This window comes from Megasphaera jansseni (assembly GCF_047974155.1).
GTDB lineage: Bacteria > Bacillota > Negativicutes > Veillonellales > Megasphaeraceae > Megasphaera.
This window is the reverse complement of the sequence record NZ_JBHYRR010000016.1, coordinates 17,390-39,072: the sequence shown is the minus strand read 5'-3', so window position 1 is coordinate 39,072 and position 21,683 is coordinate 17,390. Positions and strand designations below refer to the sequence as shown.

Sequence of the window (21,683 nt, the reverse complement as noted above, 5' to 3'; positions counted from 1 at the left end):
TTGGCCCGTCAGGTGCCGACCAGCGGAAGGTGCAGGACGGCTGCCACAACGGACAGCCGTGGCTGGCGGCCCGTTGTGGGAATCCCGTTATTCTTCACAAAGACGCCGTTCGGACTTCTCCCAATTTCACAGGGCCGCCGATGAAGATCTGCTGCAGTTCCCCTTCTTCCCCGACTTTGGCGGCAATAGCCAGTGTCCCGCCAGGCTGTTTCATGTAGCAGGCCACGTTCTTGTGGGTCGTGCAGGCCAGAGCTGCTGCGACGGCAGCCGAACCGCTGCCGCAGCTGTTTTCCCAATAGAGCGTATCCGTATCGCGGACGTAGACGGCCGGGATCATGGCCTGTTTCTTCGTATCGCAAAGGATCAGGCCGTAAGCCGGGAAATCCTCGCCATCGACGTAATCTTCAAGGATATGCCAGTATTTCTCCTTGTCGATGCCCTCTAAATCGGGCACGAAGTGGACGAAGTGTGTAATGCCCGGCAAATCGACGCGGAAAAAGCGGGCCGGCACATCGCCGGCGTCGACGAGGATACCGCTCACATCTTCGGGATAAGGCATTTCAATAAAGGCTTCGTACAGGCCATCGCCTTTCTGAGCGACCTTGGCCGGCAGGACGGTGTCACATCCCGAACAAGATACATCGTATACGCCTTGTGACCCGCCATCGCAGGCCAGGGCCCAGGCCGCCGCCGACCGCGACGCATTGCCGCAGAACTCGCCGCCCATCATGTCGACGCGCAACGGCTTCCCCGCTTCACGGGTCACATAGCCGACCTGTTCCGCTTCGATGCCCGGCAGGGCCAATAACTTCGCCGCTAGGGCACTGTGCGCTTCTTTCGCAACCGGCGTCAGCACCAGAATCGTCGTATTGCCGCTAGGATCGGCCACTAAATAATCTATCGTCATCTCTATCGCTCCTTTAGTATAGTAAAATATGAATCTATTATACCATGATTTGGTGAAAAAAGGCGCTGTCGCATGAAGACAGCGCCTTTTTTAGTGGTTAGCAGTTAGTGGCTAGGGGTTAGTGGATGGTTTTAAATTTAGCAGGAAACGCAGGCCGCAGTTCGCAGGCCGCTGTAGGGGGTAGGGGTTAGGGATTAGGGATTAGGGGTTAGCAGTTAGGGGTTAGCGGTTAGGGGTTAGCGGTTAGGGGTTAGCAGTTAGGGGCTAGGGGGTTGGTGTATGGCGACCGGCGACCGGCGGGACGGCAACAGCCGTCCCTATATTCCCAAAATATGGTATAATATAAATGAATAGGAGGTATGCTTCCATTGAACTTATGATAAAGGGGTTGATCTTATGTCGAAAACGGCAGCAGATATCATGGAAAAAAATGTCATTACGGCGCAGAAAGATACGTCCATCTTTGACCTCGTCGATATGTTCGTCGAAAATAACATCACGGCCATTCCTATCATCAAAGAGGACAAGGAAATCATCGGCATCGTCACTGACGCCGACCTCTTGTACAAGGAAGTCAAGCCCTGCGTCCCGCAATACGTCAATCTCCTGGGAGCCAACATCTATTACGGCAACCTCAAGGAATACCAGCAGGGCTTCAAGAAACTCTTCGCCTGCACAGCCGAGCAGCTCATGACCAAAAAAGTCATCATGGCCGGCCCGGATGCCACCATGGAAGACCTGGCCAGCGTCATGGTCGCCGAACACCTGAAAGCCATCCCTATCGTCAAGGACAAGAAACTCCTGGGCATGGTAGAACGAAAGAATATCCTCAAACAACTCTATAATGAATACGGAGATAATGGGCAGTAAAAAAAGGGCTTGTCGCACGTGCGACAAGCCCTTTTTTAGTGGTTAGTGGTTAGTGGTTAGTGGCTAGTGGCTAGTGGCTAGCGGCCCGGCTCTCCTGCTAGGAGAGCTGTCAGCGCAGCTGACTGAGAGGTTAATTCTCGCCTCTACGGAATCGCATGCTTTACATGTTAGGCTATCCACTACAAACCCATTATGGCAGCTGGCTCGCCACGTGCGAGCCCCTACATCGTTATTTATCCTCGTACACGCGGACGCGGAGGTGGAGGCCCAGTTTGTCGCAGATGGCGCGGCATTTCTTGATTTCTTCGCTGTCTTCGACGTGGTCGACGACGGTGAGGACAACGTTGGGGACATACTGTTTGCAGTCGACGGCGAATTTGAGCATGGCGTCATAAGACTGGATGCCGAATTTACTGCGCGTCAGTTCCAGATAGCGTTCCTTATTGGATGCATTCATGCTGATGGAAATGGTATCCAGGATGCCGCCGCCAAAATCAGGGGCCGTATCGCGGCCATAGGCTAGGTCGGACAGGCCGTTGGTGTTGACGCGGGTCTTCATGCCGGGATGCGTTTCCTTGATGTATTTCAAGAGCGTCGTCAAATCATCGAGTCGTTCCGTCGGTTCGCCGAAGCCGCAGAAGACGACTTCATTGATGTGGTCCCAGGGAGCGCCGTCGAAGGCTTTCTTCACTTCATCGACGGTCGGTTCCCGCTTCAGCCACAGCGTTTCATTTTCGGCCATCTTCTTCATGGACCGCAGACAGAAGGTACACGAACAGGTGCAGCGGTTGGTCAGATTGACGTACATGCCCCACTGCCCTTCGGGTTTCATCTTCAAGCCGTCTTCGAGATCTACATATTGTCCTTGTCCTACTACAGTGTAAACGATCATAATACCCTATCCCCTTTTCTATGATTATATGCCTGAACATCCCATATCATTTCAATGTCGTCAGATATTCTTCAAAGGCCAGGCCGGCGTTATGCGGCAGATCCAGCTGTTCCGTATAGGCCATGACGCGGCAGATGAAGTCTGACGCCTTCTGTACGGCCTGTTCCAGGCTTTCGCCACGGATGACAGAGGCCGATACGATAGCCGTAAAGACGTCGCCTGTGCCGCTGCGGTCGCCGCCGACTTTTTTAGCCCGGACCCAGCTCATCTTCCCCTGGTCATAGATGAAATTGCCGATATACGGCCCATCGTGGATACCCGTCAGGATGACGCCCTGCGGCCCCCTGTCGGCCAGGGCCTGGGCCATGGCGGCGAAATCGGCCTCGCTGAGATCGCGGTCCGACCGGTACGGCAGGTTCAAAAGCTCACAGGCTTCGGTCACATTGGGCGTCACCACGTCGGCATAGGCCAGGAGGCGCCGCATTTCATCGCACATCTCCTGCGTATACGACGGGTACAGCTGACCATTGTCGCCCATGACGGGGTCGACGATAGCCAGCGTATGGGGTCCCTTGAAATCGCGGAGGAAATCGAGGACGATGTCGATCTGCCGGGCCGAACCGAGGAAGCCCGTACTGATGCCGTCAAAGGTCAGGCCGTTCTTCTTCCAGCTCTCGATATACGGCGTCATGTGGTCCGTATAGTCGTCGAGATAATAATCGTGGAACCCTGTGTGGACCGACAAGATAGCCGTCGGCAAAATACAGCCCTGGACTTTCAACGCCGACACGATGGGCAGGGCCACGGCGATGCTGCAGCGGCCAAAACCAGTCACATCATTGACCAAGGCCAGTTTCTTCTGATGCATATACAATCATTCCTTATCTTTTCAGGCTGTAACCATAACCATGGAATTTAGCCTTGACCAGACAAGCAGCCAGCGCATAGGCGGCAATCATATTGACGACACCTTCCCCGATGAGTCCCGGTACCATGGGGATACCGACGGCCCAACTGCCATAGAGGAGACTGCCCGACACGGTGTAAGACAAGGCCATCCAGGCGGCAGACAAGAAAAAGCCCAGGAAGACGCGCGGCGACGTCAGCTTCCATTCCCGTTTATCCGGGCGGACCGTATAGAAGACAGCTTCGACCATGACGTACTTGATGATCAGCGTCGGGATGATCCAAATGGGAAAACCGCCGATGAAATCGGACAGGGCCGAGCCGATGGAAGCGGCCAGGGCCGCCTGCCGGCGCGTACTGAACAAAACCGACGCGAAAATAATGGCATCTCCCAAATGGGCATAGCCCAGCGGAATCGGAATCTTCGGCACAAAAGTGAGGACGAAGACCAACGCCGTCAAAACGGCAGCATAACAAAGACTCCCAGCCGAAACGACCTGCTGTTTGTGATCCATAGAATATGATGACATGTGAAATCCCCCTAACGGTTATCGAGTTTCACACATTGGCCAATGTATGGTTATGATTAATCTGTACTCTATTTTAGGGTATATTTATCCTATTGTAAATGGGACAGATTTATTTTTTTCTGTCTACCAGAAAAAAATAAATCCGTAGGGGCTCCCACGTGGGGAGTCCGTTGGGTATTTGGCGACACGCTTCTCAAACTGGAAAAGTGCTCATATTCCGGAGCGGGCTCGCCACGTGCAAGCCCCTACAAAATCAAAAGGGGACCGTGCATGACGACATATGTCTTCGTGCACGGTCCCGTTGGTTATACGAACCGCTCAATCGCACCAGCTTGCGGGATTCTCACAACGGACCGCATGCGGGCTCGCCACGTGCGAGCCCCTACAAATCAAAATGCGATGGCCCCTACGGCGACATGATCCATGTCGCTGCAAACTGCGGCCTGCGACCGGCGAACGGCGGGCTCGCCACGCGCGAGCCCCTACAAATCAAAATGCGATGGCCCCTACGGCGACATGATTCATGTCGCTGCGAACTACGGCCTGCGGTCTGCGAACGGCGGGCTCGCCACGCGCGAGCCCTTACATATCCAAATAGGTCCAGCCCTGGTCCTGGTGGATTTTCTTTTCTTTCATGAGGTGGCCCAAGGCGCGCTTGAAGGCGGCTTTGCTCAGGCCGAATTTGGCTTTGATGACGGCCGGCGCCGTCTTGTCGCCATAGGGCATCTTGCCTTTGCGCTGCTTGAGGAAGGCCAGGATCCGTTCGGCATCGGGATTGATGGCATTTTCCTTAGTCTGGCGCAGGGAGATGTTGATGCGGCCGTCTTCACGCAGGTAGGTGATACGGCCTTTGATCATCTGGCCGATGAGGATAGGACCGTTGAATTCGCTGCGGTGCAGAAAGGCGATCCAGCGTTCGCGGGTCATGAGATACGCTCCCTGGTCGGTCATGTTGTAGACCGCCCCTTCGACCCAGTCGCCGACTTTGGCGTCTGTCGCCGCCCGCGAAGCCCGGCGCATTTCGTCTTCGACTTCCATGGAGACGGCCAGGCGGTGCGATTTGTCTTCATAAAGCTTGACCCAGACGTATTCCCCTTCTTTGGGGCGGCCTTTCATTTCGGCAAAGGGCATAAAGATGCCCCGTTCCGTGCCGACGTCGACGAAGGCGCCGAAGCGCGTCGTATTGATGACCGGCGCATAGCCGATCTGGCCGACTTTGATCTTCGGCAGGCGCATCGAAGCCGTCAGGCGGCCTGACGGGTCGTGGTACAAGAAGACCGTCACTTTGTCGCCGACTTTGACGTCACCTGTCTGCTGGTTCTTATGGAGTAAAATATCGTCGTTCGTATTGCCCGTACCGCCGTTCAAAAAGACGCCCATGTCGCTCTGGCGCAGGACTTCCAGCGTAGCAATACTATTTTCCTGAAGTGTCGTCATCTTATTCACCTTCGTAGGCAATGCGCGGTGCGTCGCACCATAAGTTTTCCAGGTCGTAATACTGACGATCCTGTTCGACGAAAACGTGGGCAATGACTTCGCCGGCGTCGATGAGGATCCACTTGCCTTCGCGGTAGCCTTCGACGTGACGGACGTCATAGCCGTTCTTTTCCATCTGTTCTTCGATGTTGTCGGCAATACTCTGGGACTGCCGATTATTGCGGGCACTGCAGATGACGAAGTAGTCCGCCATGAGGGACGAGTCACTCATATCGAGGGTGACGATGTCCCAGGCTTTCTTGTCGTCAGCGGCCTTGCAGGCAATTTCATAGCTCTTCAGTTCTTTCGGTTGTTCAGCTTTCGCTGCTTTCATGGTAATTGGCATGTATGTAGTAACTCCTTTTTGACGTAATTAAGGTTTCGTATCATCCGGTTCCGGCGCCGTCGAGATGGCATTGTTCGTGCGGCCAATGACTTTCTGGACTTCGACGGGGTCATAGGTCCAATAGTACTTCGTATCGCCGTTCTTGCCGCTCATGGCCATTTCGCCGGGCAGGATATAGAAATCGATATTGTCGGCTGTCACGCCGCGGAAATCAAAGGCCAGCTGGGCCATGTCCTTGGCGGAAATATTGGAATCGACGTTGTGCCAGGCCCGGTACATGAAGAAGGCATTAGTCACGCCGAAGCAGTCCTGCCGGTCTTCATAGAAATTCTTGATGAACCGTTCCTGCCGCTGCGTCCGCGACAGATACCCGTCGGCGTCGATATAGCGCATATAGCCGGCGGCTTCCTTCCCGTTCAGGGTCTGATAGCCCTGGAAGAGGTTGATGTCGGTCTGGCCCGTCGCTTCGTCGCCGTGGTACATGTTCTTTTCGACGTAAATCGGCACGCCGCCGCTGAGGTCGACCATCTTCGAGAAGGATTCGGCCGTAAAGGTCGCATAATACGGGATGGGAATGTGGAAAATATCTTCGACGACGGCCCGTACCAGGCTCATGCCGCCTTCACTGTAGACATCCTGCAATTCCTGGATGCCCTTTTCCTTGCGCCCTTCGATTTTCGTATCGTCTGGCAGCATAATGATGTCGATGTGCTTCTTGTCCTTGTTGATGGCCGCGACGCCGACGAAATTCGCCTGCTGCGGGTCGCCGCCATCCGTACCGAGAAGCAGGACGTAGAGCGGCTTGTCCGGACTAGTCTGGGCAAAGACGGAACTGTCGCTCTGGGTCTGGCTGGTGTCCGGCGCGTCCTGCTGGATCGGCGCCTCCTTGATGGACTGGTAATGCAGGTACAGGGACCGGACTGCCAGTACGACGGCGATGACGGCGACGACGGCCAGGATGCGGTATAAAATCTTTCTTCGTTTCTCCTGTGTCATCCTCAGGCCTTCCCATCTGCGGCACGGACGACGTCGATCTGAGCATTGCGGTTGACGACGGTGCCGACGAAAATAGGTTTGCCCTGGTCGAGAAGATGGCGGATCGTCGAATCATAGCCTAAGAGGACGGCTTCATCGAGATTGCGCCGGGCTGCCTGGCGCAGGTCGCCGACCCCGTCGAAGTCGCGGTTCACTTCGATGTAATCGGCGAGGAAAATGATTTTTTCCAAGGTGCTCATCTGTTCCGCCCCGGTCGTATGGTGGGCGACGGCCCTTAAGAGGTCCGGGTCGCTAATGCCATAGCGTTCCTTGGCGATAGTCACGGCTGCATAGCCGTGGAGCAGGCCGCCGTTAGCCAGGATGGGGGCCGACAGGACGGGAAAGGATTTTTCCGCCAGTGCCTGCATCTCCGGCAGGGGCAGCTGTTTGGCAGCATCGTGCAAGAGGCCGGCTACTTCGGCCGTATCGGCGTCACAGCCGTAGCGGTCTGCCAGTTCGCGGGCCGCTGCTGCTACACCCAGTACATGGGTATAGCGATGAGAAGACAGAGATTCTTTTAAATCCTTTTTGATTCTATCTTTGAATTCTTCGTTGTACATTGATATACTCCATTTTTTCTGATGTATTCGGCCACAGCCGGCGGTATCATATAGCGGACAGACAGGCCCAGGCGGATGCGGCGGCGCAGTTCCGTCGACGAGATCTCCATCGTCGGTACGGGCAGCTTGAGGATATGCTTCCCCAGCTCGCCGAAAGAGGTGATGATGGAGTCGATCTGTTCTGAGCCATCGGGCCGGGTCGCTCCGACGAACTGACACAACTTCAGGATTTCTTCCGGTTCCTTCCAGTTGTGCAGGTCGTGGATCGTATCTGTGCCGGATATGAAATACAAAATATACGACGGTCCGTAGAGCTTTTTCAGGAAGCGCAGCGTATCGACCGTATAGGAGTTGCCCTTGCGGCGCATCTCCATGTCACTGACTGTAAAATGCGGGTTGTCAGCCGTAGCCAGGCGCGTCATGGCCAGGCGCTGTTCTGCCGTCGCACCGTTGACGTTCTTATTGGGCGTAATATAGGACGGCACAAAGAGCACCTTGTCCAGATGAAAAGTCTGGCGCGCTTCTTCGGCAATCATGAGATGGCCTAGATGGATGGGATTGAAGGTCCCTCCCATGATGCCGAGCCTAGTGATTTCCATGGTACCAATAGATTCCTCCCCAGGCGATAGCTACTGCTAACGCGTAAAGCAATAAAAATTTGGCATAATGCCGGTATTCAAACTGTGTCTTCGGCGATGCCGCATACTGGCGCAGGGTCCGTCCATACCCGCGCAGCCGGCGCAGCATCAGCGGACCTGTCCGTTGCCGTCGACGAGGTATTTATACGATACGAGCGCTTCCAGCCCCATCGGACCGCGGACGTGCAGCTTCTGCGTGCTGATGCCGATTTCGGCACCAAAGCCGAATTCAAAGCCATCGGTGAAGCGCGTCGAAGCGTTGACGTAGACAGCGGCCGAATCGACAGCGGCCTGGAAAGCAGCGGCCGTAGCCTTGTTTTCCGTAATGATGGCTTCGGAATGATGCGTGCTGAAGCGGCGGATGTGGTCCAGGGCTTCCTTCAGGGAACCGACGACCTTGACCGACATGATGAGGGCATTGTATTCCGTCGCCCAGTCCTCGTCACTGGCCGCCTTCATGGCACTCGACTGGCAGGCTTCGTCGTCGCCGCGCAGTTCGACGCCATCATTCTTCATAACAGGGGCCAGCTTCTGGAGGAAAGCATCGGCTACGTCGCGATGGACCAGGAGCGTTTCCATGGCGTTGCACGTCGACGGCCGCGAGACCTTGGCGTTTTCGACGATCTTGACGGCCATGTCCAAATCGGCATCCTTATCGACGTAGACGTGGCAGACACCGCTTCCCGTTTCGATGCAGGGCACCGTCGCCGTGTCGACGACCATACGGATCAGGCCGGCACCGCCGCGGGGAATGGCCAGGTCGATATAGCCGCGCAGGGTCAACAGTTCCTTGACCAGGGCCCGGTCGGTATTTTCGATGAGGCTCACGGCATCGGCCGGAAGGCCGGCTTTCGCCAATCCTTCGCGGATGACCTGGGCCAGGGCCGTATTGGAAGCGATGGCTTCACTGCCGCCGCGGAGGACGCAGGCATTGCCGGCTTTGACACAGAGGACGGCCGCGTCGACGGTGACGTTGGGCCGCGATTCATAAATGATGGCGATGACGCCTAAGGGCACGCTGACCTTGCGGATGTGCAGGCCGTTGGGACGGTCCCATTCGTCGAGGACGACGCCGGCCGGGTCGGACAGCGCGATGACCTGGCGGACGCCTTCAGCCATGGCGGCGATGCGTTCTTTGGTCAGCGTCAGGCGGTCGACCATGGCCGGAGCCATGCCCTTGGCCTTGGCCCGCTGCAAGTCGACGGCATTGGCTGCCAGGATATCGGCTTCATGAGCGACGAGGCCATCGGCAATGGCGGCCAGGGCCTGATTCTTTTCAGCCGTAGAGGCAGCGGCCAGGACGTAAGAGGCTTCCTTGGCGTCGCGGCCTTTGCGGAATACTTCGGATATCATAGAAAATACCCCCTTTTAATACATGGCGACGAGATTGTCGCGATGAATGACTTCCTCATAAATGCCATTGTGGCCCAGGACCTTGGGAATGTCCGCAGACTGCAGGCCTTTGATGGCATTGATGTTGACACTGCTGTAATTGCTGATGCCCTTGGCGATGGTCAGGCCGTCATAGACGACGCTGACGATTTCCCCTTCGTCGAAGATGCCTTCGACAGCTGTAATGCCGACGGGCAAAAGGCTCGAACCGTGGTCGATGATGGCATTGCGGCAGCCCTGGTCGACGACGATCCGGCCCTGGGCCTTGCTGCCCGATACGAGCCAGCGCTTCTTGGAATGCAGCGGCGTTTCCTTGGCTTTGAACAGCGTCCCTACCTCTTCGCCGGCGCAGATGCGGCTGATGATGCCGTCTTCACTGCCCGAAGCGATGACCATGTCCACATCGGCTGCTGTAGCGATCGACGCGGCCTGAATCTTAGTATACATGCCGCCCGTGCCCATGCTGGACCCGGCATCGCCGGCGATTTCGTAGATGTGCTTGTCGATGTTGTCGACGACGGGGATGATCTTGGCATCGGCATGGGTCCGCGGATTACCCGTATAGAGGCCGTCGATATCGGACAAGAGGATGAGCAGGTCGGCGTCGACGAGGCCGCTGACCATAGCCGACAGCGTGTCGTTGTCGCCGATTTTGTATTCATCGACGGCGACGACGTCGTTTTCATTGATGATGGGAATGATGCCCATGTCGAGCATGGTCAGCAAGGCGTTGCGGGAGTTCATGAACTTACTCCGGTCCTGGGAGTCCATGCGGGTCAGCAGGACCTGGCCGACGACCTGGCCGTATTCGCGGAAGAGACGTTCATATGTATGCATGAGGACGCCCTGGCCGACGGCGGCGAGGGCCTGCTTTTCCCGGATCGACCGGGGCCGGTGGTCTATGTGGAGCGGTGCCATGCCGGCATTGGTCGCACCGGAGCTGACGAGGATCATCTGCTTACCCTGGTTCTGGAGATCCGCCAGTTCCCGGACCAGGTGTTCCATGCGCCGGTAGTTCAATTTTCCTGTAGCATGGGAAATAGTGCTGGACCCGACCTTGACGACGATGCGTTTCTTTTGGCCGAAGTCCCTGCTTGTACGGTTCACAAAGCCTCACGTCCTAGTCTTTAATAAATTCGTAATGGGATTTCTTATCTTTCTTCTTAAATAAAATGCCGTAATGGCCGATGACCTGGATGAGTTCGGCGCCGAGCATGTCGGCCAGGTCTTCCATGGTTTCCTTGGTCGGCAGATTGGCGTTGTTGAGGACGTGGGCCTTGATCAGTTCCCGCGCCGTAATGGCGGCCCGGGCGCTGTCGATGACGGCATCGCTGAGGCCGTCCTTGCCGATCTGGACGACAGACGGCATGAGACTGGCCATGCCCTTGAGTTGCTTCTTATCTTTATTGTTCATGTGGATCTCCTTGTGCTCATTATTATATAAAACATAGTGGACTCAGGCGGGCTCGCCACGCGCGAGCCCCTACGATGGCTCCCCTATCAGGGGAGCCAATGGCGGGCCGCGTTACTTATGGTATTCAAATTCCATAGAATAGATGCGGACCGTGTTGCCGTCCTGGATACCGTGTTCCTGGAGGAGCTTGTCCAGTTCCATGTAACGCCAGATGCGCTGGAAACGGCGCAGGGACTGGTCGTCGTCAAAGTTGGTCATAGCGACGAGGTTTTCGATCCGGGCGCCGGTGATGACGAAGGCGCCGTCGTCGTCGCGCTTGACTTCAAAGTCCGGCTTATCCTGGGCCTTGTAGACGACTTCTTCCGTCGTTTCGTCCGGTTCTTCGACGTATTCATCGAGCATCGTCCAGACCCGTTCCAGGAGCTTGTCCATGCCTTCGCCGGTCATGGCGCAGATAGGATAGACTTCGACGCCGTGGGCGGCCATGTAATCCATGAGCCGTTCCAGGTTGTCCGAATCGCCGAGGAGGTCGATTTTGTTAGCCGCTACGACCTGGCGTTTACGCGCCAGTTTTTCGCTGTATTTCGCCAGTTCGGCATTGATTTTTTCATAGTCTTCGATGGGGTCGCGGCCTTCGATGCCCGACACGTCGACGACGTGGATGAGGATCTTCGTCCGTTCAATATGGCGCAGGAAATCGTGCCCCAAGCCGACGCCTTCACTGGCGCCGTCGATGAGGCCGGGGATATCGGCCATGACGAAGCTGCGGTGGTCCGGCAGGTTTACGACGCCCAGGATCGGGTTGAGCGTCGTAAAGTGATACGCTGCCACTTCCGGCTGGGCCGCCGAAACCTTGCGCAGGATACTCGACTTGCCGACGCTGGGGTAGCCCAGGAGGCCGACGTCAGCCAAGACCTTCAGTTCCAGGCGCAGCCACCGTTCTTCCCCCGGTTCGCCCCGTTCGGCAAAGGTCGGCGTCCGGTTGGCGCTAGTGCGGAAATGCCAGTTGCCGCGGCCGCCGCGGCCGCCTTTGGCAACGATGGCCCGCTGGCCGTCACGGGATAAATCAGCCATGACCTGGCCCGTTTCTTCGTCTTTGACGATGGTCCCCAAGGGAACGGTAATCAATAAATCTTCGGCATTGCGGCCGTACTTGTTGCTGCCTTCGCCTTTTCCGCCCGGTTTGGCCTTGAACAGGCGGCGGTAGCGGAAGTCGACGAGGGTATTGACGTTGCGGTCAGCGACGAGGACGACGTTGCCGCCCTGGCCGCCGTCACCGCCATTCGGCCCGCCCTTGGGGACGAACTTTTCGTGACGGAAACTGCTCATGCCGTCGCCGCCCTTGCCGGACTGTACAAAAATTCTTGCTCTGTCTATAAACATATTTCACCTCATAGGAATACATGCGGATACAGAAAGAGACACAGCATACATATACCATGTCTCCTGTCTATCTGTCCAAAAATATCTAATTGACGTTACTATCAAATTTTAAAGCATATTCGCTCATCTGTAAAGTCATTTTTCTTGAATAATTTCCAAAGCCTTTTCAAACTGGCTGTCTTCCGGGTCGGACGGCGTCAGGGGAACGACGACATCCGGTTCGATGCCGACTCCGTCGATTTCACGGCCATTGGTCGTCCGATACTTGGCCACAGTCACTTTGACAGCCGATTCCGAATCGACCGGAAAAACGCCCTGAACCGTCCCCTTGCCATAAGTCTTGACGCCGACAATGGGGCCGAGTTTCATGTCCTGGACGGCGCCGGCGACGATTTCCGAAGCACTGGCTGAATTTTCATTGACCAGGACGACGATGGGAATGGGATTATCCGTTCCCTGGGCCGTGTACTTATCTTCCTTGCCATCCTGTTCCGTATAGGACACGATGGTGCTGTTAGGCGGAACGAAATTGCTGGCCACGCCGACGGCCTGTTCGACGATGCCGCCAGGGTTATCACGCAGGTCGAGGATGAGCTTATTCATGCCCTGTTCCCGGAGCTTGTTGAATTCCTGGGTGAAATCGTCAGCCGTACCATCACTGAAGACGGCAACGCGGATATACCCGACATCGGTTCCATCGACCATCCGGCCGGCTACGGTCGGCACATGGATCTGACGGCGCTGGACGGTGAAATCCTTTTCTTCCCCATCGCGGCGGACGACGAGGTCGACCGACGTATCGACGGGTCCGCGGATATTCTTGGATACATCTTCCAGCTGATAGCCTTCGACGGACGTACCGTTAATGGATACCAGGATATCGCCGCGCTGGAGGCCCGCTTCTTCAGCCGGGCTGCCTTCCATGACGCCGGCAATGAGGATGCCGTCATCCGTCGAGGCGATATAGACGCCGATACCCGCATAGGTACCGCTCATCTGGGCAGAAAAATCTTTATACAAATCGCCGCCGAGATAGGTCGAATGTTTATCCCCCAGGGTATTGACCATCCCCTGCAGGGCCCCGTCAAAGATGGCATTCTTATCGACATTTTCGGCGTAGTGGCTTTCAATGATTTCCAAAGTCCGAAAAAATTCAAACATCGACGAAGGCCGGCCTGTATAGTACCAAAAGAGGCCAACCATGGCGACAATCATGATGATCATACCGCTGCAGACATATCCCAGCGGCTGGCGGACCTTTTCCCACGTCTGCCGTAAACTATGTTTCCCCATTATGGTGCCTCCTTGTGTGTAAAAAAGTTCATCGTAGGCCGTTCATCGTTGATCGTAAAAGGTAAAAGATAAAAAATTACCCGTCACGATGAACGACGAACGAAAAACGATTAGGTACCCGTGCCTATCAGCAGAAACTGTGATGCGCCGCCTCCCCCTACAGATATCCCTGAGGGTCGACGGGGTCGCCGTTGGCGCGGACTTCAAAGTGGACGTGCGGGCCCGTGGAGTTACCTGTCGAGCCGGCATAGGCGATGACCTGGCCCTGCGAGACGGCCTGGCCGGCAGAAACGGCTAATTCCTGATTATGGCCGTACAACGTCGACAAACCATTGCCATGGTCGATGACGACGGCATAGCCATAGCCGCTGATCCAGCCGGCTTCGACGACGGTACCGCCATCGGCGGCATGGACAGGCGTCCCATAATCGACGCCGATGTCGATGCCGCTATGATAAATGGTCGTCCCGAAAATAGGATGGGTCCGATAGCCGTACGGCGAGGTAATGACGCCGTTGACCGGCCAGATCATGGCCCCCGTTCCGCCACCACCAGCCGGCGGAGAATCGCTGCTTCCGCTGTCAGACACATCCGGGGCGGCCTGAGCGGCAGCTTCTTCTGCCGCGCGCTGGCGCAGCCTGTCGCCCAAGGACTGGGAGGCCTGCTGATATTCCGCATAAGCCTTCTCGGCTGTGGCCTTATCGTTCTGGGCCTGGTAGAGGACGGCCTGCTGTTCGTCCTTATGGGATGCGATTTCATCGCGCTTGGCTGCCGCTTCATCGCGCAGCTGGGCCTGACGGTCGCGCTGTACTTCCAATTCTTTCTGGGCCGCTTCGATAGCCGCCCGTTCCTGACGGATATCCGAAATGAGGGAAATATCAGCATCGACGACGCGGCGCAGGAGTTCCAGACGATTGGAAAAGTCGCTGAAATCCTTGGCGCCGAGGACGACGTCGAGATAACTCAGCTGGCCGTGCATATAGATATCGCGGATACGCTTGGTAAAGACTTTTTCCCGCTTCTGCAGGCGCGCCCGGTTTTCGTCGAGCTCGGCCTGGGTCGAAGCGATTTTTTCTTCCGTCGCCGCCAGATCCGCCGTCACCGTCTGGTATTCGCCCTGCGCGGCTTCCAGGCTCTTCTGGATTTCGTAGAGCTTATCGCTGACGTTGTCGATGACCATTTGGGCCTGGGCCTTCTTTTCACTCTGCTCGGCCATGCGGGTCTGGACATCGTCCAGCTGGCCCTGCAGGTCATCGTCGGCAAAGGTCAGGAGGCACGGCGATAAGAGAGCGGCCGTCACGGCGAGGATGATATATTTTCTTAGCATATTACACCTTCATATATCGTTTCAGCGAAATCGTACTGCCCAGGGCGCCGATGACCATGCTGATGACCAGGAGGATGGCTGCCGTGCGGTACATAAAGGGATAGACGCTGACCATGGGCAAAAAGGCCAGGGACTGGTGGATAGCCGTGACGACGAAGCCGTAGAACTGGCACAAAGCCAGGTCGGCCAGGACGCCGCCGATGAAGCCCAGGAGCAGCCCTTCCAGGAGAAAGGGCCAGCGGATGAACCAGTTCGTCGCGCCGACGTATTTCATGATGGCGATTTCCTTGCGCCGGGCAAAGACAGTCAGGCGGATGGTGTTGGAAATGATGAACAACATGGCCAGGGTCAGGAAGATGATCAGGGCAATGCCGCCCCAGCGGATGATGCGCGTGATCTGGAAGAGCTGTTCAATGATTTCCTGGCCGTAATGGGTCCCTTCGACTTCAGGATAATCGGCGACGATGTCGGCCGTACGGCGCACAGCTTCCGGTTCCGTAAAGGTCACTTCATAGGAACTGGGCAGGGGGTTCTTCCCGTCCAGGGCGTCGAGGATGCCGGGCTGGTCCTTCATGCGTTCCTTGAGGATATCCATGGCCTGGTCCTTATCGGTAAAGGCCACGGATTTCACATCGGGCAGGGCGCTCAGGCGGCGGCCGACGCTGTCGATGTCCTTCTGGGTCACGTCGTCTTTAAGATAGACTGTGATTTCGACCTGGCTTTCCAGGTTCTCGGCGAAATAATCGAGGTTGGCCACAAGGGTCAGGAAAAGGCCCAGGATGAACAGCGACAAGGCGACGGTCGCGATGGACGCGATGGACATGAAGCGGTTGCGCCAGAACGACTGGACGGCTTCAGCCATGTAGTAGCGCATGGTCCTAAGTTTCATCGTCATAGCCCCCCTTCTGTTCGTCGCGGACGACTTTGCCGCCATCGATTTCGATGACCCGCTTGTTCATCATGTCGACGAGGGTCTTATCATGAGTCACCATGAGGACCGTCGTCCCCATGTGGTTGATTTTCTTGAAGACTTCCATAATGTCCCGCGACGTTTCCGGGTCCAGGTTCCCCGTCGGTTCATCGGCAATGAGCAGCAGCGGCCGGTTGACGATGGCCCTGGCAATGGCCACGCGCTGCTGTTCGCCGCCGCTGAGGTTCTTGGGCAGGGCATCGGCCTTGCCGACGAGGCCGACCAGGTCGAGGACATCGCGGACGCGGCGGCGGATAAGGCGCCGCGGCGCTTCGATGACTTCCATGGCAAAGGCCACGTTCTCCTGGGCCGTCTTGTTGGGCAGGAGGCGGAAATCCTGGAAGACGATGCCCATTTTGCGCCGCAGATAAGGGACGCGGTTCTTGGCCAATTTGTTGACTTCAATGCCGTTGACGAAGACCGAGCCCCGCGACGGCAGTTCTTCGTGAGACAAGAGCTTGATGAGCGTCGACTTGCCGGCACCACTAGCGCCGACGACGAAGACGAATTCGCCCTTGCCGATATGGAGCGATACGTGGTCCAAGGCAATGGAGCCATTGTCATAGACCTTGGATACGTTCTTTAATTCGATCATAAGGACCTCCGATGCTGTTGCAGGCGCTTGCGGACGCCCTTCCTTCCTTCCAGGATGCGCAGGGCCAGATAAGCATTGCGCAGGGACTGGCGCCGCAGGTGGTTGAGACGGGCCTTGATTTCCGGCGCCAAATGGCCGAGGGACAACTTCTGGGTCACGTCGGCGACGATATCCGCAGCCTGGACGTCTTCCGTCGTACCGCAGACCTTATCACCGATGAGGTCGATGAAACTGTCGATCTTCGGGTCATACGACACGGCCGTCGCCGGCACCTGCATGATAGCCGAAAAGATCAAGGCGTGCAGGCGGTTGGCAATGACCGCATCCATACAGCCCATGAGGGACATGAATTCCACCGTCGTATAGTGGCCGTCGAGGACGACGGCTTTCGTCTTCATGCGGCTGGCAATGTCGCGGCCGGCTTCGACGTCGGCCGGGTACTGCATGGGGATGAAGATGACGTGGACGTCCTCCCTTTCCTGCAGCTCGTCGGCGGCAGCGGCGATGGCGTCCTTATAGGCTTCATGGTCCTGCCAGTTGCGGACGGCAATGCCCAGGCGCCGGCGGATACCGGTGATGCCGTGTTTCTTTAAAATGTAGAGGCCGATGTTCTTGTCGACGGGATGCATGGATAAGACGGCGTCGGCCGTGACGTGGATAGGCGGTCTATCCACACCCATGGCAGCCAGTTCAGCCTTGGAGTCAGCATCGCGGACGCCGATGACGGCGACGCGCTGCAAGACGTCGCGCACCGCCCGGCGGGCCTTGGCGCCGCGGACGGGGCCGATACCCTGGGCATAGAGCATGACGGGCTTCCTGAAGAACAGGGCGATTTTCATGATCCACAGATAATAATAGAGGCTGCGGGCGCTGGTCACATCCTGCAAGAGGCTGCCACCGCCGCTTATAAGAATATCACAGCGGCGAATAGCCGCTGCGATAGCAAAGAAATTCAGGCGGTGCACAGCCTGTACGTTATGGTTTTCCCGGGTCATACGGCAGTTGCCAGTGATGACCGTAATCGATACGTCGGGAATAATGTCTTTTAAGGAGCCGACAATGGCTGCCAGCATGGCCTCGTCGCCGGCATTGGCAAAGCCATAGTAGCCGGAAATGACGACTCTAGTCACGATGGGCCACCTGCTTTCCCAGCCACGTCGTCACATAGCTGACGATGGCGATGGCGATGATCAGGCCGATACCGATGACCATGCCCGTCACCCAGCCGTTGATGCCGCGGATGAAGGACATGAGGAAAGGCGTGCGGATATGGGCGAAGGTTTCGACCATGGAGCCGACGCCGATGGCAGCGGCAATGACCAGGAAGAAGTGCAGCAGCTGCGGCCATTTACGATACAGCGCAGCTACCATGAGGTAGAAGGCCGGATGGCCGATGAGGAATTCCTTTTCCCGCGGACGGGCATAGAGGACGTTTTCCAGGAAACGGCGCATAGCGACTTCCACGCCCGGTACGGGGACGCCTGCCGTGTGGCCGCTGCGGCCGACGAAAACGACGCCTGCCAGGGCCAGGACGGCCAGGATGAGGATAGTCCCCATCTTAATGGGAATATTGAGGAAATCCTTGACGAAGACCTTGAAGTCTTCCGGCGACGTAAAGGTCTGCCCAAACAGCGGGAAGCGGCGCAGATAGCCGATAGCCACCAGGAGCAGGGGCAGGACGAAGGTCAGCTTGACGCCACGGTAGAAGTCGAATTCCATGAAGAAGCGGATATTACCCAGCATGGCGGCGATATAGAGGCCGCCGATCATGGCGACGGCGACGGCAAAGAACAAGCCGATGGTCCCATCGCGGACGACGCGGCCATAGCCGAGCTTCCTGGTGATCTTCATCTTCTTCCAGTGGTCCAGGGCCAATAAGATGGCCGCTGTCGGCGCAGCCGTCGCACAGCCGATAGCCCAGACCTGGAGGAACAAGGCCCCTTTGGCAACGATGGCGCCGATGACAGCACAGACGATGCCGATGGCCATGAGGATATAATTCTTGCGGTCCGTCAGGGGCAGGAGCAAGTTGAGGACAAAGACAAAGCCGCAGGCCGCTGCTGCTGCCGTAATGGCCAGGAGCAGGCGGTTCGGATAGTAGGCCGGCATAATGGACGCCTTGCCCAAAGTATAACCGCGGTCTGTCAATTTCTGCGAAACCAGCTTGACATAAGACAAGTTAGTCTGCGTCAGGTTCATGCCGTGGAGGGGCTTCTTATAGAGCGGATAGAGATTGACCCGGGCATTGCGTTCCAGGTCGCTGATATAAAAGCGCATGGCCGCTTCTTCGGGCGTAATCTTTTCCAGCTCTTCCTTGGCCATGGCGTAGACGCGGGCCGTACGGTAATGGACCAGGCCGGCCAGGTCGTACATGCCGTCCTGCTGGTTATACTGGAGCTGGTTGACCGATTCGATCATATAGAAAGGAATATCCCTGTCGTTGAGGTTGTCCGCCGTATAGTCCAGCATCGTCTTGCGTTCGGCATTGACCGGCGTGTAGCCCAGGACTTCTTTGCCGACGAACATGATACCCGATACGTTCTGGATTTTATCGACGCGGTCGAAGAAATGAGCAACCTGTTCCTTCGTCGGATTGCTGTAATTCGTTGGCCGCAGGATGACGTGGAATCCGTGGTCGCTGATGGTCTTGGCATCGGCACTGAGGATGCCCAGGTTGACATCGCCTAAGCCAGGCATGACGCCCTGGATGCCAGCAATGCGGTACGGGCCATGGGACATGATCTTGACCTTATCGTCCCCCAGGCGGACCTTGAGGTCGGATACGACTTCGTCGAAATAGAGGTCTGTCTGGCCCTGAGGCTTGCCGATGAGGTAGTAATCATACGATTTGTCAGTAATGCCGAACTGAGGATAATAGAGGTCGGCACCGAGCTTCGTCACCAGCGACAGTTCCCCGCGCTGGGTCAGCTTGTTGAGGGTAGTATCGTAAATGGTAAAGCTCGTAACGCCGGCATCGCGGCACATCTGGAGTGCCGTGTCGAGATCGTAGCCATCGTTACGGGCCATGACGACGATGGCATCATAGTCCATAGCCTGTTCTACCGTCGTCGACTTATTTTCTATCGCATTGCGTTGTACGCACATGCCCAGCGCACATACCAGACCGATGAGGACGGCCAGTATCATCGCCAGCATACTGCGTTTATTCATGTTTGTCATTCTCTTCACCTTATCTATGAGTTGCTCACCTGGCCATGGATGGTCAGGAGGCCGTCGCGCATGGTTACGCTGTCCGGCTGGATTCCCAAGGGAAAACCGGCAAAGTCGTAAATCTCAGCATTCGCCATCTGCGTCGTGCTGATCTGCATGCCCATGCCTTCTACCGTCACGGACGACGGGATGAACATGAGCTTCGACCCTTTCATACCAAAATGACCGCGGACGTCAGCCTGGGCCGACACGAGGCCGCCCAGTTTCATCCGGCCCTGGACGCGGACGGCGTCGTCTTCAAAAGAGACTTGCGGGTCCGTCAGGCCCTGGACCTTCTTGACCAGGAACTTTTCCAGTTCCTCGCTGCGGATAGACGCCGTCATCTCGCCGCTTTCTGCCCGGGTGACCCGTACTTCCTGATCGGCCAGGGCCAGGAGCGGCTTGAAATGGACGTCGTAGAGATTGCAGTCGAAGTGGGCGAAAGTCAGATCGCCAGCCTGGAAATTATTGGCATGGACCGTAATGGCATCGATGTCGCCGAGGAAAATCTTCGCTCCCGGCGATGCCTGGACGCGGACATCATCACTGTGCAGATTCAGTGTCGCCGACAAAGCCTGGCAGAGGCCGGCTTCGGCCAGCTGGGGCGCATAGGAATTAGCGCCGACCAAGAGGGCTGCGACGATGACAAAGAAAATCATCCATTTTTTCATTTACTTTAGAGCTCCTGCTTTGCTAACTTCTTTTCTTTTTCCTGCTGCAAATACCCTTCGATGAAGATGTCCAGGTCGCCGTCCATGACAGCCTGGATGTTGCCCGTTTCGACATTGGTCCGGTGGTCCTTGACCAGGTTGTACGGGTGGAACACGTACGAGCGGATCTGGCTTCCCCATTCGATGGCCTGGTGGACGCCGCCGATTTCGGCTTTCAGTTTTTCCTGCTTTTCCTGTTCCAGTTCAAAGAGTTTAGCCCGCAGGTATTTCAGGCACATTTCCTTATTTTGCAGCTGCGACCGTTCATTCTGGCACTGGACGACGATGCCCGTCGGCAAGTGGGTCATGCGGACAGCGGAACTCGTCTTGTTGACGTGCTGGCCGCCAGCACCGGAAGCGCGGAAGTAATCGACGCGGACGTCATCCATATTGATTTCGACATCGACGTCGTCCGGCAGTTCCGGCATGACATCGACAGCCGTAAAGGACGTGTGGCGCCGGGCTGCGGCATCGAAAGGCGAAATGCGGACCAGGCGGTGGACGCCTTTTTCCGATTTCAAATAGCCATAAGCATATTCGCCTTCGACGCGGAAGGCCGCGCTCTTGATGCCCGCTTCATCGCCGGGCTGCATGTCCAGGACCGTCAGCTTGTAGCCATTGCGTTCGGCCCAGCGGGTATACATGCGGATGAGCATCTGGGCCCAGTCCTGGGCTTCCGTACCGCCGGCACCGGCATGGAAGGTAATGAGGGCGTTGCACTTGTCATATTCGCCGGACAAGAGGAGCCGTACTTCCCGCTTTTCGATGTCCTTGAGCAGGTCGTGGTACTGCTTTTCAATGTCTTCGGCAAAGGAGGCGTCGCCGTCTTCCATGGCCATTTCCAAATAGTCGCTGAGGTCGTCTGCTTTGCGGACGAGTTCTTCGTGCCCTTCGACTTCCGTCTTGAGCAGCGTCGCTTCCTGGGAAATCTTCTTGGCCTTGTCCGGGTCATCCCAGAAAGAAGGGTCGCTCATCTGCATATCTAAATCCATGATTCGTTCTTTTTTCCGAGGTAAGTTAAAGTGAATCCCCGATTTCTTGTATTCTATGTTTGAGGTCTTCCAGCGGTTTACGCATTTCATCTAACAACACAAGTATCACCATCTTTCATAAAACATAACTATAATAGGATGTTCACAGAATTCGCGCGGGCGCCCCACGTGGGCGCCCCTACACGGGATAATTTATACGGAATTCGCGCGGGCGCCCCACGCGGGCGCCCCTACACG

Annotated in this window: 22 protein-coding genes; 1 reads left to right on the top strand and 21 read right to left on the bottom strand. The window is 56.6% G+C overall.

Annotation, left to right across the window (positions count from 1 at the left end; translation table 11 throughout):
- Window positions 1-94: 94 nt before the first annotated feature.
- Window positions 95-907: a hypothetical protein gene (locus ACE418_RS07485; RefSeq protein WP_416450027.1), complete on the bottom strand. Its 813-nt coding sequence runs from the start codon at window positions 905-907 to the stop codon at window positions 95-97.
- 396 nt (window positions 908-1,303) lie between these two features.
- On the opposite strand from ACE418_RS07485, the gene ACE418_RS07480 reads away from it, so the two are divergent.
- Window positions 1,304-1,777: a CBS domain-containing protein gene (locus ACE418_RS07480; RefSeq protein ID WP_416450026.1), complete on the top strand. Its 474-nt coding sequence runs from the start codon at window positions 1,304-1,306 to the stop codon at window positions 1,775-1,777.
- A 229-nt stretch (window positions 1,778-2,006) separates the two neighbouring features.
- On the opposite strand, the gene ACE418_RS07475 is transcribed toward ACE418_RS07480, so the two are convergent.
- From ACE418_RS07475 to prfB, 20 genes are all read right to left on the bottom strand, one after another.
- Complete coding sequence (locus tag ACE418_RS07475; RefSeq protein ID WP_416450025.1) at window positions 2,007-2,669, bottom strand: TatD family nuclease-associated radical SAM protein; 663 nt, start codon at window positions 2,667-2,669, stop codon at window positions 2,007-2,009.
- Between the two features lie 46 nt (window positions 2,670-2,715).
- On the bottom strand, window positions 2,716-3,537 hold the full coding sequence (locus ACE418_RS07470) for a pyridoxamine kinase (protein WP_416450024.1): 822 nt from the start codon (window positions 3,535-3,537) through the stop codon (window positions 2,716-2,718).
- Between the two features lie 13 nt (window positions 3,538-3,550).
- Window positions 3,551-4,105: an ECF transporter S component gene (locus ACE418_RS07465; RefSeq protein WP_416450023.1), complete on the bottom strand. Its 555-nt coding sequence runs from the start codon at window positions 4,103-4,105 to the stop codon at window positions 3,551-3,553.
- Between the two features lie 582 nt (window positions 4,106-4,687).
- Window positions 4,688-5,542 (bottom strand): CvfB family protein, encoded by an 855-nt coding sequence (locus ACE418_RS07460; RefSeq protein WP_416450022.1) that lies wholly within the window; start codon window positions 5,540-5,542, stop codon window positions 4,688-4,690.
- Between the two features lies 1 nt (window position 5,543).
- Entirely contained in the window at window positions 5,544-5,915 is a 372-nt protein-coding gene (rsfS, locus tag ACE418_RS07455) for a ribosome silencing factor (RefSeq protein WP_413465155.1), read from the bottom strand.
- Window positions 5,916-5,954: 39 nt separating this feature from the next.
- A complete protein-coding gene (locus ACE418_RS07450) occupies window positions 5,955-6,923 on the bottom strand; it encodes an LCP family protein (protein WP_416450021.1) in 969 nt (322 codons plus the stop codon).
- Between the two features lie 2 nt (window positions 6,924-6,925).
- Complete coding sequence (gene yqeK, locus ACE418_RS07445; protein WP_416450020.1) at window positions 6,926-7,522, bottom strand: bis(5'-nucleosyl)-tetraphosphatase (symmetrical) YqeK; 597 nt, start codon at window positions 7,520-7,522, stop codon at window positions 6,926-6,928.
- Window positions 7,480-8,121 (bottom strand): nicotinate-nucleotide adenylyltransferase, encoded by a 642-nt coding sequence (gene nadD, locus ACE418_RS07440; RefSeq protein ID WP_416450019.1) that lies wholly within the window; start codon window positions 8,119-8,121, stop codon window positions 7,480-7,482. Before nadD ends, yqeK begins: the two co-directional genes overlap by 43 nt.
- A gap of 147 nt (window positions 8,122-8,268) precedes the next feature.
- On the bottom strand, window positions 8,269-9,513 hold the full coding sequence (locus ACE418_RS07435) for a glutamate-5-semialdehyde dehydrogenase (protein ID WP_416450018.1): 1,245 nt from the start codon (window positions 9,511-9,513) through the stop codon (window positions 8,269-8,271).
- Between the two features lie 15 nt (window positions 9,514-9,528).
- Complete coding sequence (gene proB, locus ACE418_RS07430; protein ID WP_416450017.1) at window positions 9,529-10,659, bottom strand: glutamate 5-kinase; 1,131 nt, start codon at window positions 10,657-10,659, stop codon at window positions 9,529-9,531.
- 13 nt (window positions 10,660-10,672) lie between these two features.
- Window positions 10,673-10,966, bottom strand: coding sequence for a YhbY family RNA-binding protein (locus tag ACE418_RS07425; RefSeq protein ID WP_036203926.1), 294 nt, complete (start codon window positions 10,964-10,966; stop codon window positions 10,673-10,675).
- 111 nt (window positions 10,967-11,077) lie between these two features.
- Window positions 11,078-12,349: a GTPase ObgE gene (obgE, locus tag ACE418_RS07420; protein ID WP_416450016.1), complete on the bottom strand. Its 1,272-nt coding sequence runs from the start codon at window positions 12,347-12,349 to the stop codon at window positions 11,078-11,080.
- A gap of 135 nt (window positions 12,350-12,484) precedes the next feature.
- Entirely contained in the window at window positions 12,485-13,642 is a 1,158-nt protein-coding gene (locus ACE418_RS07415) for a S41 family peptidase (protein WP_416450015.1), read from the bottom strand.
- Between the two features lie 157 nt (window positions 13,643-13,799).
- Window positions 13,800-14,969 carry a murein hydrolase activator EnvC family protein gene (locus tag ACE418_RS07410; protein WP_416450014.1) on the bottom strand — a complete coding sequence of 390 codons (1,170 nt, stop codon included), beginning with the start codon at window positions 14,967-14,969 and terminating at the stop codon, window positions 13,800-13,802.
- Between the two features lies 1 nt (window position 14,970).
- Window positions 14,971-15,858, bottom strand: coding sequence for a permease-like cell division protein FtsX (gene ftsX / locus ACE418_RS07405; RefSeq protein ID WP_416450013.1), 888 nt, complete (start codon window positions 15,856-15,858; stop codon window positions 14,971-14,973).
- The gene (ftsE, locus tag ACE418_RS07400; RefSeq protein WP_298589085.1) at window positions 15,848-16,534 is read right to left on the bottom strand and encodes a cell division ATP-binding protein FtsE; all 687 of its coding nucleotides are present in this window, start codon (window positions 16,532-16,534) and stop codon (window positions 15,848-15,850) included. Before ftsE ends, ftsX begins: the two co-directional genes overlap by 11 nt.
- On the bottom strand, window positions 16,531-17,664 hold the full coding sequence (gene csaB / locus ACE418_RS07395) for a polysaccharide pyruvyl transferase CsaB (RefSeq protein WP_416450012.1): 1,134 nt from the start codon (window positions 17,662-17,664) through the stop codon (window positions 16,531-16,533). The genes ftsE and csaB overlap by 4 nt, the downstream gene beginning before the upstream one ends.
- Window positions 17,657-19,705 (bottom strand): DUF5693 family protein, encoded by a 2,049-nt coding sequence (locus ACE418_RS07390; protein ID WP_416450011.1) that lies wholly within the window; start codon window positions 19,703-19,705, stop codon window positions 17,657-17,659. Before ACE418_RS07390 ends, csaB begins: the two co-directional genes overlap by 8 nt.
- Window positions 19,706-19,728: 23 nt before the next feature.
- On the bottom strand, window positions 19,729-20,415 hold the full coding sequence (locus tag ACE418_RS07385) for an LmeA family phospholipid-binding protein (RefSeq protein ID WP_416450010.1): 687 nt from the start codon (window positions 20,413-20,415) through the stop codon (window positions 19,729-19,731).
- A 5-nt stretch (window positions 20,416-20,420) separates the two neighbouring features.
- Window positions 20,421-21,543, bottom strand: a protein-coding gene (prfB, locus tag ACE418_RS07380; protein WP_416450047.1) for a peptide chain release factor 2 whose coding sequence is annotated in 2 segments (ribosomal slippage) — window positions 20,421-21,473 and window positions 21,475-21,543 — 1,122 coding nt in all. Because the reading frame shifts where the segments join, the coding sequence is not laid out codon by codon here.
- Window positions 21,544-21,683: the final 140 nt, after the last annotated feature.

Excerpts from the sequence above, each read along its gene's own strand:
- rsfS (WP_413465155.1), bottom strand. The coding sequence starts at position 5,915 with ATGAAAGCAGCGAAAGCTGAACAACCGAAAGAACTGAAGAGCTATGAA.
- ACE418_RS07410 (WP_416450014.1), bottom strand. The coding sequence starts at position 14,969 with ATGCTAAGAAAATATATCATCCTCGCCGTGACGGCCGCTCTCTTATCG.
- ftsE (WP_298589085.1), bottom strand. The coding sequence starts at position 16,534 with ATGATCGAATTAAAGAACGTATCCAAGGTCTATGACAATGGCTCCATT.
- obgE (WP_416450016.1), bottom strand. The coding sequence starts at position 12,349 with ATGTTTATAGACAGAGCAAGAATTTTTGTACAGTCCGGCAAGGGCGGC.
- ACE418_RS07385 (WP_416450010.1), bottom strand. The coding sequence starts at position 20,415 with ATGAAAAAATGGATGATTTTCTTTGTCATCGTCGCAGCCCTCTTGGTC.
- ACE418_RS07425 (WP_036203926.1), bottom strand. The coding sequence starts at position 10,966 with ATGAACAATAAAGATAAGAAGCAACTCAAGGGCATGGCCAGTCTCATG.
- ACE418_RS07450 (WP_416450021.1), bottom strand. The coding sequence starts at position 6,923 with ATGACACAGGAGAAACGAAGAAAGATTTTATACCGCATCCTGGCCGTC.
- ACE418_RS07465 (WP_416450023.1), bottom strand. The coding sequence starts at position 4,105 with ATGTCATCATATTCTATGGATCACAAACAGCAGGTCGTTTCGGCTGGG.
- ACE418_RS07485 (WP_416450027.1), bottom strand. The coding sequence starts at position 907 with ATGACGATAGATTATTTAGTGGCCGATCCTAGCGGCAATACGACGATT.
- ftsX (WP_416450013.1), bottom strand. The coding sequence starts at position 15,858 with ATGAAACTTAGGACCATGCGCTACTACATGGCTGAAGCCGTCCAGTCG.
- ACE418_RS07475 (WP_416450025.1), bottom strand. The coding sequence starts at position 2,669 with ATGATCGTTTACACTGTAGTAGGACAAGGACAATATGTAGATCTCGAA.
- ACE418_RS07460 (WP_416450022.1), bottom strand. The coding sequence starts at position 5,542 with ATGACGACACTTCAGGAAAATAGTATTGCTACGCTGGAAGTCCTGCGC.
- ACE418_RS07415 (WP_416450015.1), bottom strand. The coding sequence starts at position 13,642 with ATGGGGAAACATAGTTTACGGCAGACGTGGGAAAAGGTCCGCCAGCCG.
- nadD (WP_416450019.1), bottom strand. The coding sequence starts at position 8,121 with ATGGAAATCACTAGGCTCGGCATCATGGGAGGGACCTTCAATCCCATC.
- yqeK (WP_416450020.1), bottom strand. The coding sequence starts at position 7,522 with ATGTACAACGAAGAATTCAAAGATAGAATCAAAAAGGATTTAAAAGAA.
- ACE418_RS07470 (WP_416450024.1), bottom strand. The coding sequence starts at position 3,537 with ATGCATCAGAAGAAACTGGCCTTGGTCAATGATGTGACTGGTTTTGGC.
- ACE418_RS07435 (WP_416450018.1), bottom strand. The coding sequence starts at position 9,513 with ATGATATCCGAAGTATTCCGCAAAGGCCGCGACGCCAAGGAAGCCTCT.
- ACE418_RS07390 (WP_416450011.1), bottom strand. The coding sequence starts at position 19,705 with ATGAATAAACGCAGTATGCTGGCGATGATACTGGCCGTCCTCATCGGT.
- ACE418_RS07480 (WP_416450026.1), top strand. The coding sequence starts at position 1,304 with ATGTCGAAAACGGCAGCAGATATCATGGAAAAAAATGTCATTACGGCG.